Source organism: Pseudarthrobacter sp. MDT1-22 (assembly GCF_054511035.1).
This window is the reverse complement of sequence record NZ_JBTNDK010000048.1, coordinates 1-15,195: the sequence shown is the minus strand read 5'-3', so window position 1 is coordinate 15,195 and position 15,195 is coordinate 1. Positions and strand designations below refer to the sequence as shown.

Annotated in this window: 15 protein-coding genes and 2 pseudogenes; 7 read left to right on the top strand and 10 right to left on the bottom strand. The window is 66.3% G+C overall.

The annotated features are described in order from the left end of the window. The first annotated feature begins 483 nt into the window (after positions 1 to 483). Positions 484 to 1,718, top strand: a pseudogene (locus ACX80M_RS20280) (IS30 family transposase). 115 nt (positions 1,719 to 1,833) lie between these two features. Here the strand turns inward: ACX80M_RS20280 and ACX80M_RS20275 are convergent. Further along, on the bottom strand, positions 1,834 to 3,315 hold the full coding sequence (locus ACX80M_RS20275; RefSeq protein WP_459310292.1) for a heavy metal translocating P-type ATPase: 1,482 nt from the start codon (positions 3,313 to 3,315) through the stop codon (positions 1,834 to 1,836). A gap of 220 nt (positions 3,316 to 3,535) precedes the next feature. Next, positions 3,536 to 3,733, bottom strand: coding sequence for a hypothetical protein (locus ACX80M_RS20270; protein WP_308293106.1), 198 nt, complete (start codon positions 3,731 to 3,733; stop codon positions 3,536 to 3,538). A 175-nt stretch (positions 3,734 to 3,908) separates the two neighbouring features. Between ACX80M_RS20270 and ACX80M_RS20265 the strand changes: the two genes are divergently transcribed. Together ACX80M_RS20265 and ACX80M_RS20260 are read left to right on the top strand one after the other, a co-directional pair. Beyond that, a complete protein-coding gene (locus ACX80M_RS20265) occupies positions 3,909 to 4,100 on the top strand; it encodes a YegP family protein (RefSeq protein ID WP_308216227.1) in 192 nt (63 codons plus the stop codon). A 1-nt stretch (position 4,101) separates the two neighbouring features. Further along, positions 4,102 to 4,644, top strand: a complete 543-nt coding sequence (locus ACX80M_RS20260) for an ATP-binding cassette domain-containing protein (protein ID WP_459310291.1) — start codon at positions 4,102 to 4,104, stop codon at positions 4,642 to 4,644. Here the strand turns inward: ACX80M_RS20260 and ACX80M_RS20255 are convergent. Next, positions 4,604 to 4,900: a YegP family protein gene (locus ACX80M_RS20255; RefSeq protein ID WP_459310290.1), complete on the bottom strand. Its 297-nt coding sequence runs from the start codon at positions 4,898 to 4,900 to the stop codon at positions 4,604 to 4,606. The genes ACX80M_RS20260 and ACX80M_RS20255 overlap by 41 nt on opposite strands. A gap of 352 nt (positions 4,901 to 5,252) precedes the next feature. Here ACX80M_RS20255 and ACX80M_RS20250 point away from each other — a divergent pair, with 352 nt between their 5' ends. From ACX80M_RS20250 to ACX80M_RS20235, 4 genes and pseudogenes are all read left to right on the top strand, one after another. Beyond that, a complete protein-coding gene (locus ACX80M_RS20250) occupies positions 5,253 to 5,723 on the top strand; it encodes an Hsp20/alpha crystallin family protein (protein WP_459310289.1) in 471 nt (156 codons plus the stop codon). 222 nt (positions 5,724 to 5,945) lie between these two features. After that, entirely contained in the window at positions 5,946 to 6,083 is a 138-nt protein-coding gene (locus tag ACX80M_RS20245; RefSeq protein ID WP_459310288.1) for a hypothetical protein, read from the top strand. Between the two features lie 14 nt (positions 6,084 to 6,097). Then, positions 6,098 to 6,217 (top strand): annotated as a pseudogene (locus tag ACX80M_RS20240) (phosphoribosyltransferase family protein); the annotation flags it as partial. Between the two features lie 3 nt (positions 6,218 to 6,220). Continuing rightward, complete coding sequence (locus tag ACX80M_RS20235) at positions 6,221 to 7,087, top strand: dienelactone hydrolase family protein (protein ID WP_459310293.1); 867 nt, start codon at positions 6,221 to 6,223, stop codon at positions 7,085 to 7,087. Between the two features lie 235 nt (positions 7,088 to 7,322). Here ACX80M_RS20235 and ACX80M_RS20230 read toward each other — a convergent pair whose 3' ends face one another. The 7 genes from ACX80M_RS20230 to acsA form a co-directional block, all read right to left on the bottom strand. Then, a complete protein-coding gene (locus ACX80M_RS20230; protein ID WP_252603670.1) occupies positions 7,323 to 7,649 on the bottom strand; it encodes a DUF3040 domain-containing protein in 327 nt (108 codons plus the stop codon). Positions 7,650 to 7,790: 141 nt separating this feature from the next. Further along, positions 7,791 to 9,173 carry an MBL fold metallo-hydrolase RNA specificity domain-containing protein gene (locus ACX80M_RS20225; protein ID WP_459310287.1) on the bottom strand — a complete coding sequence of 461 codons (1,383 nt, stop codon included), beginning with the start codon at positions 9,171 to 9,173 and terminating at the stop codon, positions 7,791 to 7,793. Between the two features lie 170 nt (positions 9,174 to 9,343). Then, on the bottom strand, positions 9,344 to 9,586 hold the full coding sequence (locus ACX80M_RS20220) for an acyl carrier protein (protein WP_252603674.1): 243 nt from the start codon (positions 9,584 to 9,586) through the stop codon (positions 9,344 to 9,346). Then, the gene (locus ACX80M_RS20215; RefSeq protein WP_252603677.1) at positions 9,583 to 10,980 is read right to left on the bottom strand and encodes a dihydrolipoamide acetyltransferase family protein; all 1,398 of its coding nucleotides are present in this window, start codon (positions 10,978 to 10,980) and stop codon (positions 9,583 to 9,585) included. Before ACX80M_RS20215 ends, ACX80M_RS20220 begins: the two co-directional genes overlap by 4 nt. Further along, a complete protein-coding gene (locus tag ACX80M_RS20210) occupies positions 10,973 to 11,953 on the bottom strand; it encodes an alpha-ketoacid dehydrogenase subunit beta (RefSeq protein ID WP_252603679.1) in 981 nt (326 codons plus the stop codon). Before ACX80M_RS20210 ends, ACX80M_RS20215 begins: the two co-directional genes overlap by 8 nt. Beyond that, positions 11,950 to 12,939 (bottom strand): pyruvate dehydrogenase (acetyl-transferring) E1 component subunit alpha, encoded by a 990-nt coding sequence (pdhA, locus tag ACX80M_RS20205; RefSeq protein ID WP_252608022.1) that lies wholly within the window; start codon positions 12,937 to 12,939, stop codon positions 11,950 to 11,952. The genes ACX80M_RS20210 and pdhA overlap by 4 nt, the downstream gene beginning before the upstream one ends. A gap of 8 nt (positions 12,940 to 12,947) precedes the next feature. After that, the gene (gene acsA / locus ACX80M_RS20200; protein ID WP_252603682.1) at positions 12,948 to 14,792 is read right to left on the bottom strand and encodes an acetate--CoA ligase; all 1,845 of its coding nucleotides are present in this window, start codon (positions 14,790 to 14,792) and stop codon (positions 12,948 to 12,950) included. Positions 14,793 to 15,195: the final 403 nt, after the last annotated feature.

Sequence of the window (15,195 nt, the reverse complement as noted above, 5' to 3'; positions counted from 1 at the left end):
TTCTAAAAGTTTCTTTCCTTAGACAGTCAGAAACCTATAGACGGAAAGCGGCGTGCGTCCGTTAAGGCGCGCTCAAAACGCCCACGGAAGAGTCAGGAGAGCCGGAAATCTGGCCAAATCTACTCACAAGCTGAGAAGGACAAGTTCTTTGTCCTGCTGGACCGGTTGGGGAGCGTGAGCCTCGCGGCCAAGACGATGGGCATCAACGTCCAGACCTGCTTCCATTGGGCCTACAAGGCTGGCGCCGTCACCCGCAAACCCCGCACAAATCCGGTGGCCAAGCAGTCTGCCACCGCAGAGCAGAAGGACGAGTTCTTCGCCGTACTCGCTCGTGTGGGCAGTGTCAGCCTGGCCGCCCGGGAGCTTGGTCTGGCTAGATCGCAGTGCGTGAGCTGGGCCCGTCACGCCGGAATCAGGTCCATCCACCCAGGGGTCGGGAAGCGCGCCGAATTCCTGCGGTTGCGCGAAGCGGGCGTCGGCCGGATGGAAGCAGCTGCCACCGCCGGTGCTAGCCGCAAAAGCGGGTACCTGTGGGAGAACGAGCGGGATATGGCCAAGGGCCGCGCCGTTGGCTCCAACGCCCCGGAAGTGCCGTATAAACAGGAAGTGATTACCGCTTTCGCCGAACCGTCGGCCCCCGTTACGGCACCGGAAGCCCCGCCGGAGCCGGTGCCGGCGGTGCTACCACCGCCGGCGGCTCCGGTTGCTTTGGAAGCCCTTGAGCAGCCCGTCAGCGCCCGCTTCCTGTCCCTGCCTGAGCGGGAGAAGATCGCGGACCTGCGTTCCCACGGAACCTCTATGCAGGCGATCGGCAGGGCGCTGAGCCGCTCCGTAGGTACCATCAGCCGGGAGATCAAACGCAACAGCCACCCCGTGCTCGGCTACCAGCCCTACGGCGCCCACCGCACCGCCACGGCGGCCCGGGCACGGCCCAAGGACAGTAAGCTGGCAGCAGCCGGTGGCTTGCGCGACTACGTGGCGGACAAGCTGCGCATCCGCTGGTCCCCGGAACAGATCTCGAAGCTGCTGATCAAGGACTTCCCCGATGACGAGCAGATGCGCGTGAGCCCCGAAACGATCTACCAGGCCCTCTACAGGCCCGCGGCGGACTCAAACGCGAGGTCAAAGAGGCCCTGCGCAGCGGAAGGACACGCCGCAAAAAGCAGAAAAGCCCCGAGGAACGCACCAGTCGCTTCCGGGACCCGATGATCAACATTTCCGAACGCCCCGCAGAGGTCCAGGACCGCGCGATCCCGGGCCACTGGGAGGGCGACCTCATCACAGGGGCCCACAACCAATCGGCCATTGCGACTCTGGTCGAGCGCACCACCCGCTACGTGATGCTGGTGCACCTGCCGGTGGACCACACCGCCGAATCGGTCCGTGACGGCCTCATCAAGACCATGGGGACCCTGCCGGCGCACCTGCGGGGTTCCCTGACCTGGGATCAAGGCGTCGAAATGGCCAAACACTAGGCGTTCAGCATCGCCACCGACATGGACGTCTACTTCTGCGACCCGGCCAGCCCCTGGCAGCGCGGATCCAACGAGAACACCAACGGGCTCCTGCGTCAGTACTTCCCCAAAGGCACCGATCTGAACGCCTACGGCCCCGAGGACCTCGAACACGTCGCCCAGGAACTCAACGCCCGCCCACGCAAAACACTCCACTGGAAAACCCCAGCCGAGTCACTTCGTGATTTACTGATAACCAGCTGACCTCGGGTGTTGCAACGACCCCTGGAATTCGCCAAAGACGGGCATTCTCGGTTTAAACCGCCGTCGGCGCCCCGAGCAACATCGGTGGATCAAGGTTTAGGCACGACGCCGGCCGTTACCTCACTGCCGCAACACTCACCGGCGGGCCGCCCACCGCCGTCGCGGTTGGACGGCGGCCATCGCGCAGAGCACGAAGCGCGTTCAGGATCGTGGCCAGATCGACCAACTCCTGGAGGAGGGCGCCGGCCACAGCTGGAATGTAGCCGAATACCGCTGCTACCATCAGGCCGATGCTCAGCAGGATGCCTATCCAAATGCTCGCCAGCGCTATCCGGACCGTGCGCTGCCCGATGTCGACTGCCAGCGCCGCTTTGGATAAGTCGTCGAGCATGATGACGACGTCGGCAGACTCGCTCGCCGCGGTTGACCCCTTGGCGCCCATGGCGACACCAACGTCGGCGGCAGCCAGGACCGGAGCGTCGTTCACACCGTCGCCCACCATCATGACCGGGCGTTCCCGCAGCCCTGCGACGATGGAGACTTTATCACCCGGAAGGCACCCTGCCTGGAAGCGGGAGATCCCGGCCTGTGCAGCAATTTTTTCGGCCGTTGCCCGAGAGTCGCCGGTAAGGAGCAGCGTTTCCCGGATGCCCAGCCGGTGCAACGCGGTCAGTGTGCCCACCGCATTGTCCCGGAGCGGGTCGCTCATGATCAGCGCTCCCCCGAACCGGCCGTCAACGCCCACGTAGACCGCCAGTTGTCCACCGGCCACCTCGGCCTCCTCGAACGCCGAGGTGACGGAACGGACAAAGTCAGGTTTACCCACCACCACCGTTTGATCGCCGCAGGTCGCCGTGACCCCCTGGGTGGCGTGTTCAAACGCGTTGCTGCCCTCCAGCAGGTCAAGCCCGCGGTGCCGTGCAGCATCCATCACAGAGGAGGCAAGGACATGAGAGGAGTACTGCTCTGCCGAAGCGGCCAGTTGCAGCAGCCGGTCCTCGGTCACCAGCCCGGACGCTGCCGGTGAAACCCACATGCCGTGCAAGGTGGGCCGGCCGTGGGTGAGCGTGCCTGTCTTGTCGAAGACGGCCGTCCGCACCCGGGCAAGCTGTTCGAGGGTTCCGCCGTTCTTGATGATGATTCCCGAGTGCGCCGCCCGGCTGGTGCCCGCAAGAAACGCCACCGGAGCGGCGATGAGCAGGGGGCAAGGGGTAGCGACAACGAGGACCTGCGCGAACCGAGCCGGGTCCTGGCTGAAATACCAGCCCATCCCGGCCACGGCGAAGGCCAGGAGCGTGAACGGAACGGCGTACCTGTCAGCGAGCCGGACTACCGGAGGCCGGCTCGACGCCGCCGCCTGGACCAAAGCCACAATCTGGCTGTACTGCGAGTCTTTCGCCGTGGACGTCGCCTTCATATGCGCGGCGCTTTCGCCGTTGACCGATCCGCTGAGCAGCGTATCGCCTTTGACATGTTCCGCCGGCAGGCTCTCACCCCTCAAGGTGGATTCATCGAAGCTGCCAGTTGCCGTGAGAAGCAACCCGTCCACGGGAAGCACCTCCGAGGGTTTGACCAGAAGAATGTCGCCGGGCAGCACGTCCCCGGCCGGGATGTCTTCCGGCGGCAGGCCCGGCAGTTCCCGGTGGGCTGTCTGCGGGACGCGCGAGCAGGGACCTGAGTTCCCGGGTCGCCCGCCCCTGTGCAATCTCCTCGAGCGCTTCGCCTCCGGCCAGCATCAGCACGATGATCAGGGACGCTACGTACTCCCCCACTGCCACCGTCGAGGCGATGGCAGTCACGGCCAGCAGGTCGATTCCCTACCGGCCCCTCAGCAATGATTTGGCCATGGAGACCGACCTGGCCACGGCCACCATAAGTGCGTAGGCGCTTGCCGTCCACTGGGCTGCCGACGCCTGCCCGGTGGCCAGGAGCACCGCAACGATCGTCCCGGCAGCCACGGTAGCGGCCACCAGCGGAAAGTGCACAAGAAAACTTCTCAGGGCAGCCAGGGTCATGCCTCTGACGCTAATGCCGCCAGGCCGCCGCAGCTAGGGCGCTTCGGACCAGGCAGTTGCTCCTTTTCGGCTTTTCAGGACCTTCGTCCCTAATGCACCCGCTTCCATTCTGGAAGCATTGGCACGAACTACCGCCGCCCACACGCGAACGATGAAGTTTGGAAGGAGCAAGCGCATGGCAGGATCATTCGAATTGTTCACGGATGCCGAATCACACGTCCGGTTCACCCTTGTGGCACCGGACGGGACGGTCCTCGCCGTTTCCGGGCCGTACCCGGATAAGCGCGACGCCGCAGCCGCCATCAATGATGTTCGTGAATGCGCCGGAACCGGTCTCATCAATGATCTCTGCCCAGCAAGCGCCTGACATGCAGCCTGTAGCTACTACGAGCGTCAAGACCCGGACAGACGATGTCCTGGCGGTCAAAGGCCTGGTCAAGCGCTACGGCGAACGAACGGTCGTCGACGGAGTAACCTTTCACATCCGGGCGGGAGAAACCTACGGTGTTCTTGGGCCAAACGGTGCCGGCAAGACCACGATTATCTCGATGGTGGCCGGCCTGATCCCTACTGACGCCGGCTCGGTCATTGTCGTGCTCATCGTCCAGGTCGGCGGCCAGAACAGTGCGCTGTTCGGTCAAGTCCGTCAGACACGGACCCTCACCGAGCGAGTCTTGCAGTTCGTCCATGGTCCGGGCTCCGGGTTCGCTGCTGGCCAGTTTTGTGGGTCTTTTCCGCCGTGTAACGGTGATTCCGCAGGACACTCCCGTGCCGGCATGGGAGAGCCTTGTTGCAGCGAGGGTGACCAGTCCGGCGAGGAACTCCCCGACGTCATTGTTGTTGTCCAGGATGAGGTCCTGAAGCCTGGCATCAACACTTGGGCGTGCGTGGCTTGGCTGCGGCCGTGGTGACAACGTGCGGGGGCAAATTCCGAAATTTGTTCTGGCGGTGCGGCCTCCGCAGGCCCGCAGCGTTTTGTGTGGTGGCAGTGCAGTGGTCTTGGATCAGACCGGTTCCGGCGCACTCACGCACATCCGTGATGGCCGCTGCCGCAGCGCGTTTATCCGGATACGCCTGCGAGACGGCCAGTTCGGTCCCGTCGGATGCTAGGAGCCGGAACCGGATGTGGGAGTGGAGATCGGTGAACAGTTCGAATACACCTGCCATGGTCGTTGTCCTTCCGGACGTCTCTGTCCTGTTTAGAGGTCGCGCGGGCCTCGATCGGCCGTCAAACGGGTTTCGTGGGCAGCGCGGGATCCGCGCAACGATGGTGGGGTCCCGGCAGGCATGTCGCCCTCGTATCCGGAAGCTTTCCCTTCCAGAATGCACCCCGTGACCGGCCGGTGGCAGGGACTAAAGTCCCCCAGGCCGTGCGGCTCCCGGAGAGTCCATGGCGGCGGCCGGGGGTTGGCGCCGGAAGGACTTTAGTCCATGTTTCCTGATTCCTGGCGGGTATCTACTGGAAGGACCCCGTCCCTTCCTTCGGGGCTTTCCCTGCCCAGAGTTTGGAGAAACTGCCATGTCTGATCTGCTCAGATGGTCCCCCTTCGCAACGACGCGGTGGACCTCACCGTTCAACATCCTGTTGAGGTCCCCGTCCGAGCTGATGGACTCCCTGGACCGCATGTTTGAATCCACGACCGGAGCTGCCCCGATCCGCGTCGAGGAACTCGTCGACGGCCAGACGCTGGTCGTGCGGGCCGAGATGCCCGGGGTCGATCCCGACAAAGACGTGGAGATCACGCTCGATGACGGATACCTGCGTATCCGTGCCGAACGCCAGGAAAAGGAAGAACACAAAGACAAGGGCCGCTTCCGGTCCGAATTCCGTTACGGTTCCTTCAGCCGCAGCATCCCCCTTCCCGAAGGCGTGAAGGAAGAAGACATCAAAGCCACCTACACCAACGGGGTCCTGGAAGTCCGCACCCCCCTGCCGGAAGAGGCCGCCCAGCCCGAGGCCCCGAAGAAACTCCCCATCACCCGCGGGTAACATGACCTCCTCGAAACGCGGCACGGGTTCCGGTACCGGCACCGGCCCCGCGCCGGACATCAAATCCCTCTGGGCTCGGCTGGACCCGGCAACCCGGCAGTGGCTCATGGACCACAGCGGCACGGCCATCGTGCCCCGCACGATCAGCGCTGCCCTTGGCCGTGCCTCGGACCAACCGCTCCCCCAGGATTCCCACGGCCAATTCCGGCTTACCGAAGCGGCATGGTGTTCATCCGGAACCGGGCCCATAGCGCCTTCGCCGCCCACGGCACCGAACGGTTCTTCGAAGCCGTCCAGCCAGAACACCACCGGCACGACGCCGCCGACCGGAACACCAAGGGCACCCGCCCCCGGGCCTAACCGACGCCGGGCGGGTGCACGCGGATCTGAAGGGCCGCACAGTAATAATCGTCGATGACGGTATCGCGACCGGGTCCACTGCCCGTGTCGCCTGCCGGGTTGCACGGCAACTGGGCGCGGCGAGAGTGATTCTGGCCGTGCCTCTAGCCCCGACCCAGATGCTGGCCTTTCTGACGGAGCCGGACGACGTGTGCTGCCTGGTTTCCGCCCGGAATTTCCAGGCCGTCGGCTACCACTACAGCGACTTCTCCCCCATAGCGGATGAGGAGGTCGTGCAACTGCTCGACGCCGCAGCCCGGCGGCTGCACCGTGTCCTGGCAGCGAAAGGGCCCGGCGTCGAAGAAGAGGTGGAAATCCCGTCCGGTGCCATAGGTCTCCGGGGCAACCTGCAGCTGCCCGCACGGTGCGACGGGATCGTGGTGTTCGCCCACGGCAGCGGCAGCGGCCGTCACAGCCCCCGCAACAGGTTCGTCGCCTCGGTCCTTCAGCGCACCGCGCTGGGCACCTTGCTGCTGAATCTGCTGACCCCCGCTGAGGAAGTCAACCGGGAGAACGTGTTCGACATCGCCCTGCTCGCCCGGCGGCTCATGGCGGCAACCCGGTGGCTGGGAACCAGGAATGACACCTCATCCGGCCTTGTCGGCTATTTTGGGGCCAGCACCGGTGCCGGTGCCGCGCTGTGGGCCGCGGCCGAACCCGGCGCACGGATAGGCGCCATTGTTTCAAGGGGCGGGCGTCCGGATCTGGCCGGCCCGCGGCTGGCCGCCGTGCGGGCGCCGACTCTTCTGATCGTCGGCAGTGCCGACCCCCAGGTCCTTGCACTCAACCGCCGGGCCATGGCCCTGATGCGGGCGCCGACCCGGCTGGAGATCATCCCCGAGGCCACACACCTTTTCGAAGAACCTGGAACACTTACCCAGGCGGCCACGCTGGCAGCTGAGTGGTTCAGCCATCACCTGTTGCCGGCCCGGAACGAGGAATCAGCGCCCGAGTTGCCGCAGTGAACGGCAGTGCTTGCACCCAGACCGCGGGGCGGCACCGGGGGTCGCCCAGTTCCCTTTCCGGGCTCCGGCGACGACCAGATCGGCAGTGGCCCACTCTTATGCAGTTTGGGAATGTTCGGAACCGTCAAGCCAACGACCACTACGCATAGCCCAGCGCCGGGTACGTCGGTTCCGACTTCCAAGGGAGAGACCAAAACGGTGGGCGGACTGCGTGCCCCCACATTATCGATAACGGCTATCCGTGCCCGGTTTCTCCAGGGGCCGGGTGCCTCCCACGGGCGGGGCGGACCGCGGGTACGCGGATCCGGAGGCTTGCCAGGTATGCGCCGACGCCCATGATGGCGAAACCAGCGACGCCCAGAAAAAGTGCCCGAGTGGCGATGCCCGCCAGGAGGACCAGGCATCCGACGACGATGACAAGTGCCACCGTTGCGACGAGTCGTCCCGGCACCGTTTGGATGGCGCCGGAGCCCATCTTTGAGGCGAGTTTCGGATCTTGTAGCTTGAGTTGCTCGGCGATCTGGTCCAGCGTTCTTTGCTCACGTTCCGAGAGCGACATCATTGTCTCCTGCCATGTCATTTTCGGTATAGGCGGGGTGCATTTGCCCAGTCATCGCGGCTGTCCCGGACGCCGACTGAGCGTATATAGCCGAAACGGATGTCCGTAGTCGTCTTCACTCTTGCCCGACTCGCCCGTCGGGATTCACCGCGGATCCTCGATGGAGACCTGTTCCAGATGCTCAGGCACCCGGGCCCGCCAGCCCAGTTCCCGTTTGATCCGGATGCGCAGGGCATCTGATGCTTCGGGTTCGCCGTGTGTGATGTAGGTCATGCGGGGCTCCTTCTCTGCCCCCTTCATCCACGCAATGAGGCCGTCGGCGTCGGCGTGGGCGGACAGGCTTTCCATCTGGATGACTTCGGCACGGATCTTGACGTCCTCGCCGTAGACGCGGAGCTCACGCTCCCCGGCGGCGAGGATCGCGCCGCGGGTGCCGCCTGCCTGGTAGCCGCTGAGGATGATGGCGTTCTTCGGGTCCGGTCCGTAGGCTGCGATGTGATGCAGGATCCTGCCGCCGGTCAGCATGCCGCTGGCCGAGATGATGATCATCGGGCCGCCACGCAGGTTCAGCAATTTGGACTCATCGGCGGTGCGGGTGAGTTTGGCCAGCTTGTACATGTTCTCGTATTCGTCCTGCTTGAGGTGGTGTTCCTCGCGGTGCCGCTGGTACATTCCGGAGGCGTCGATGGCCATGGGGCTGTTCAGGTATACCGGGATGTCCGGGATCGCGTTCTTCCTGCGGAGCCGGGACAAGTACAGCATGAGCGTCTCAGCCCGGCCGACGGCGAAGGCCGCGAACATGATGACTCCGCCGCGTTTCGCGACCCGGGTGATGATCTCCCCCAGTTGCTTCTCCGGATCCACGCTTGAGTGTTTCCGGTTCCCGTAGGTGGATTCCGTCACCAGCACGCCGGTCTCGCCAAGCGGGCGCGGCGGATACATGAAAGGATCGTCCGCTCGGCCCAGATCCCCGGTGAAATGCACGGAGTGGGAGCCGATCCGGACGTGGACCTGCGCGGCCCCCAGGATGTGACCTGCGGGCAGGAACGTCAGTTCCATGCCGCCGCCAAGCTCCAGCGGGTCGTCGAAACCATGGATGGTGAAACTGTTAAGGGACTTCACGGCGTCAGCCGCCGTGTAGAGCGGAAGCGGCGGGCTGTGCTTGGACGATTCGCGGTGGACTGCGAACCTAGCCTCTTCTTCCTGCAGATACCCACTGTCGGGGAGGAGGAGCGTGCAGAGTTCGATGGTGCCCTCGGTGGCGTACACAGGACCTCCGAAGCCGTCCCGGACCAGTGCGGGAACGTATCCCGTGTGGTCCAGGTGCGCGTGAGTCAGGACCACGGCGTCGATGGAATGCGGCGGGACGGGGAAGGGGGCACGGTTGCGTTCGCGGCTGCGTTTGTAGCCCTGGAAGAGTCCGCAGTCGACCAGCACGCGCTTGCCGCCGGATTCGATCAGGTACCTGGAACCGGTGACGGTATCGGTGGCTCCGAGGAACCGGAGGGTCGGCTGCTGGTGTTTCATGGTGCTCCCGTCCGCTGCCCATTTCTACCCCAAGCTTCCGCCCACGACGGGTCCGCACGTAGGGCCGAAAGTCACTTCCGGAACGACGGCGGCGAACGCCCGCCGTCGTCGTCGTCCGGAGCGCCCAGCAGTTCAGGCACCGGGCGCTGCTGATCCCGGTGCTGGCCTGCTCAGCCGCGGGCGGCGAGGTAATCGATGAGTCCTTTGACGGTAGCCACCGCGGGGTAGTCGCGTTCGGGAATGTCGACGCCGGTGACTGTGTCGATGGTTTCCACGAGCCGCAGGAAGTCCAGTGAATCGAGTTCGAGGTCCTGCCGCAGCCGGGAATCCTCGTCCACGTCCGCCATGTCCACATCCGGTGCGACCTTGCCGATGGCGGCATGGACCGCCTCGCGGGCGTCCTGTTCGTTCATAGCTCCTCCGGTTTTTGCAGCAGCTCTTCGATGCGGGCGAGGTAGCGGCCCCCGCGCAGGCCGTCGCTGACCCGGTGGTCAGCCGAGAGGGTGGCAATGACGGCGTGCCGCACCCCGAGCATTCCGTTCTGCGCCCAGGGCTGTTCCATCACGCGGCCGAAGCCGACCATGGCGACCTGCGGGGGATAGATCACGCCATAGACGCTCTCGACGCCCAGGTCCCCGAGGTTGGTCACGGTGATGGTCGGATCCGCCATTTCGGCACGCTGCAGCCGGCCGGCACGCGCGCGGCTAACAAGGTCGCGCAGCTGCTCCATCAGCACCTCCACGGGCAGTGTGTCGGCGTCGTGGATCGCAGGCGCCACCAGCCCGCCCTGGCGGAGGGCCACCGCGACGCCGAGGTGCACCGAGGCGCTTGGCCGGAACCCGCTGTCGCCGTAGAAACCGTTGACCTCCGGCACGTCTCTGGCCGCAAGCGCCGCAGCCTTGAGCAGAAGTGCGGAGGGGACGAGCCTGGCGGCGACGGGACGCTGGGCGTTGACGGACTGCATCCAGTCGACGGCGGCACGCAGGTCCAGGGTGGTGCTCAGGTAGTAGTGCGGAATGGTCTTCTTCGAGCGCGACATCAAGGCGCCGATGGCGCGGCGCAGGCTAGCCAAACGCTCGCGCGCCTCCGAAGTCTTCCCCGTGACAGGCTCTTCCGGCGCTCCCTTCGGGGGCGCGTGCAGGGCGGGAGAGGAAACCTCGGGGACCAGCGCCTCCGCATGACTGCCCGCGGCGCGGTGCACGTCCGCCTCGGTCACGGCGCTCTGCGGGCCGGTGCCGGAAATGGTGGCGAGCTCGACGCCGAGTTCGGCGGCGAGCCGCCGCGCCCGGGGCGAGGACCGTACCCGGCTGCCGGGGCGGGCGGCGACGGCATGCTCCACGTCCGCCCGGGTGATAACCCCGCCCTTGCCGGTGCCGTGGATCTTGGCGGTGTCCACTCCCAGCCGGTGCGCCAGGTGCCGGACCGGGGGCGCGATCGGGGCGGCTTCTTTCGGGGCTGCTGTCTCGGGGGCTTCGGGGGCGGCAGCCTTCGGCACAGCCGTTTTCGAAACAGCAGCCTTAGCCGTCGCCCGGGCCGGGGGCCCCTCATGGGCCGGCGGGCCGGTCTCGGCCGGGGTCTGCGTGATCCGGGCCAGCGGGGTGCCCACCGGCACCGTTTCGCCGATGTCGACCAGGAGATCCGCAACCACGCCCTCCTGGAAGGACTCCACGTCCATGATGGTCTTGTCGGTGTCGACGACGGCCACCAGATCCCCGCGGCGCACGTAGTCGCCGGGCTTGACCAGCCACTCGACGAGCTTGCCGTGCTCCATGTCGGCCCCGAGGGAGGGCATCAGGAACTCACCCACGGGCCCCCGCCGCCTCCTGGGCCGCGGCGACGATCCGCTCTACGGAGGGCAGGGCGGCCAGTTCCATGTGCTTGGAATAGGGGATCGGCACCTCGGCGCTGCAGACCCGGCCCACGGGCGCGTCCAGGTCAAAGAAGGCGTTCTCGGTGATCCGGGCGCTGATTTCCGCCGAAATACTCCCGCTGCGCCACCCCTCGTCCACCACCACTGCCCGGTGCGTCCGGGCGACGGATTCGAGGATGGTGGCCTCGTCGAGCGGCCGGAGCGTGCGCAGGTCCAGCACCTCGGCGTCGATGCCTTCGCCCGCGAGCTGCTCGGCGGCGTCGAGCACGGCGGGAAGAGTCCCGCCGTAGGTGATCAGCGAAATGTCACTGCCATGACGCCGGATCGCGGCGGAGTCGATGTCCACCGGGCCGGCGTTGTCGTCGAGTTCACCGGCGACGTTGTAAAGCGAGCCGTGCTCGAAGATCAGCACCGGATCCGGGTCCTCGAGCGCCGTCCAGAGCATCCCGCGGGCATCCTCAAGGGTGGCCGGGACGAGGATGCGCAGGCCGGGGACATGCGCGTACCAGCCTTCAAGGCTGTGCGAATGCTGGGCGCCCAGCTGGCGGCCGGCACCGGTGCTCATCCGGATGACCAGCGGCACGTGGAACTGCCCGCCGGACATGTGCAGCAGGGATGCGGCGTTGTTCACGATCTGGTCCAAGGCGAGGAGGCTGAAGTTGACGGTCATAATCTCCACGATGGGCCGCATCCCGCCGAGCGCCGCGCCGATCCCGGCGCCGACGAACCCGGACTCGGACAGCGGGGTGTCCCGGATACGCCCAGGGCCGAATTCCTCCAGCAGCCCCAGGCTCACCGCGAACGATCCGCCGTAGGCCCCAACGTCCTCGCCCATCAGGAACACGCGCGGGTCGCGCTGCATCGCGTCGCGGATCCCGGCCCGCAGCGCCTCCCGGTAGCTGGACTTCATGGTGCGCTCCGCTCGCTGTAGACGAAGCGCGTGAGTTCCTCCACCGGCTCCAGCGTCCCCGCTTCGGCGAAGTCGACGGCGGCGGCGACCTCCGCCTCGGCGTCCGCCTGCAGCTGCGCCCACTCTTCCCCGGCAAGCTGGCCCGCCGCCTCCATGCTGCTGCGGAGCAGGGTGATCGGGTCCCGCTCCTGCCATCTCAGGACCTCGGCCTTCTCGCGGTACCGTTCGGGATCGAACATCGAGTGGGCGCGGAAACGGTAGGTGCGTAGTTCCAGGAAATGCGGGCCGCCGCCGGACCGGACGGCGTCCACGGCGCGGCGTGCGGCCTCCTCAACGGCGAGGACATCCATTCCGTCCACGGCCCAGGCCGAGATCTCGTAGCCGGCGGCCTTGAGCGCGATGTCCGTCTGTGATTCCGAGCGGCCCAGTGCGGTTCCCATGGCGTAGAGGTTGTTTTCGCAGCAGAACAGCACGGGCAGTTGCCAGAGTGCGGCGAGGTTAAGGCTTTCGTGGAACTCGCCTTCCGCGACGGCGCCTTCGCCGAAGAAGCACACGGTGACGTTGGAGCGTCCGGCCATCTTATCCGCCAGTGCCAGCCCGACAGCGAGTGGCAGCCCGCCGGCGACGATCGCGTTTCCGCCGTAGAAGTGCGTGGCGGCGTCGAAGAGGTGCATCGATCCGCCACGTCCGCGGCAGCAGCCCTCCACGTAGCCGTACATTTCGGCCAGGATCGCACCCGCGGCGACGCCGCGGAGCAGGGCGTGGCCGTGCTCCCGGTAGGTGGCGACGAGAGCGTCGTCCGGGGACAGTGTCTCCAGGACGCCCGCCGCGACGGCTTCCTCACCGATGTAGACGTGCAGGAAACCGCGGATCTTCGCGGCGCTGTAGAGCTCGACGCACTTTTCTTCGAGCTGGCGCACACGGAGCATCTGCAGCAGCAGGTGCCGGCCGTGCTCCGGATCCAGGGGGCTGCGTGTCGGGGACATGGGGCCGGTCACTTCTGATCCTCCGGCGGGGCCTTCGGAGGGGAAGCCTCGGGGGAGGACTCGATGGTTGAGGTATCGCCCTCCGGCAGGCCAAGCTCGCGGGCCTTGAGCAGGCGCCGGAGGATCTTGCCGCTGCGGGTCTTGGGCAGCGCGGTAGTGAAGTCCAGCAGCCGCGGCGCCACCGCCGGGCCCAGCCGCTTGCGGGCGAAACCGATGATGTCCAGCTGCAGGGCCTCGGAGGGTTCCCAACCCGGACGGAGCTCCACGAAGGCCTTGACCACCTCGCCGGCCACCGGGTCCGGGACGCCGATCACCCCGGCCTCGGCCACGGCCTCGTGCTCTATCAGGGAACTTTCCACCTCGAACGGGCCGATCAGGTGCCCCGAGGACTTGATCATGTCATCGCCCCGGCCGACAAACCAGTAGTACCCGTCGGCGTCGCGTTTCGCGAGGTCCCCGGTGAGGTACCAGCCGCCCACGAAACAGCGGCGGTAGCGCTCTTCCTCGTGCAGATACCCGCGGAACATCGAAGGCCAGCCGGGCCGGAGCGCCAGTTCGCCCACCGTATCAGGCACCGTCACGAGCACCGCCTCACCGTCGCGGACAATCGGCTTGTCCTGGTCATCGCGCGCCACTAAGGCAGCCCCGACGCCGGGCAGCGGCCGGCCCATGGAACCGGGCCGGATCTCCGTGGCTGCGTAGTTGGAGATCATGATCCCACCCGTTTCGGTCTGCCACCAGTTGTCGTGTACGGGCTGGCCGAAGGCCTCCTGGCCCCAGACCACCACTTCCGGGTTGAGCGGTTCCCCCACGCTGGCGACGAAGCGCAGGGCGGATAAATCGTGGCTTTGGGCGCGTTCCGCCCCGGCCTTCATCAGCATCCGCAGGGCGGTGGGGGCGGTGTACCAGACGGTGACGCCCTGTTCGGCGAGGATCCTGTACCACCGGTCGGCGTCCATTTCCTCCTCGTCCACGATCGTCGTCACCCCGTGAGTGAGGGGCGCGATCACGCCGTACGAGGTGCCGGTGACCCAGCCGGGATCGGCCGTGCACCAGTAGACGTCCCCGGGATGCAGGTCCAGGGCGAAGCTGCCGGTCGCATGGTGGGCGGTGACGGCGTCGTGCACGTGGATGACTCCCTTCGGTGTCCCCGTCGTGCCACTCGTGAAGTGCAGCAGGGCCATGTCCTCGGCCTGCGTCGCGGCAATCTCCCCGTCCGCCGGGGCTTCCCGCATCAGTGCGGCGAGGTCCAGGGTGCCCGGTTCCGGATCGCCCTCGGCGTCTATCAGCAGCACATGCTGAAGCTCCGGGAGCGAATCGCGGAGCTGCGCGATCTTCTTGCGGTACAGCACCCGCGTCGTGACCAGCGCCCGGCCCGATCCCAGGTGCAGCCGCTGACGGACCGGTTCGGGGCCGAACGCGGAGAACAGCGGGCAAAAGACGCTGGCGTTCTTGAACGTGCCGAGCACCGCAATATACAGGGCCGGCCCGCGGCCGGTAAGCGAGAAGACGCGCTCCCCGCGCCCGATTCCCAGGCTGCGCAGCACGCCGGCGAAGCGGTTGGTCTGCCCGGCCAGCTCCGCGAAGCTGAAGGAATGGGTGCTGCCGTCGGCCCGGACGAAACGCAGCGCCTCGCGGCCGGCGTGCTCACCGGCGGCATGCCGGTCCACCGCCTCGTAGGCGATGTTGACGCCCCGGCCACCAGGCAGCCCTGACAGGGCGCGCCGGGCTTCATCCCAGGAGAACGCGGCACACGCCGCCTCGTAGTCCACCAGGTTCGGCCGGACCGGGAAACCGGAGATGTCCTTGGAAATCGTGGGCCAGCGGGTCGATGGTGCGGTTCCTGCCGTCATGGTTCCATCGGACTCCTGCCCGGCAATACTGCCTAGAGTAGAAAGTCCCGCGCACAGGGTCCTGACCGGGTTTTCGGCAACCGGCAGGGGCGCGCAGCACCCCTGCCACGGGATCGGGCATTAGTTGACAGCCGCGGCCCCCACTACATACCGGGGCCTTTCAGAACTGCCCTGATTCCTGTAGCGTCTGCTCATCGGACGCCAGCCGCAGCGCGGGAAGGGATGGGTCGAGCTGTCAATATCTCATCCGGACGGTGAAACCTGGTTGCATGAGCTGCAGCATGACCCGCTGAAGCCACTGCTCAGTACCGCTCAGGTTCGTCTCCCAGTTCAAAATGGCGACCACTAATGCGTGTCGGCGTGATCTCGACATAGGTGTATTTCCGCGTCGGAATCCACGGTT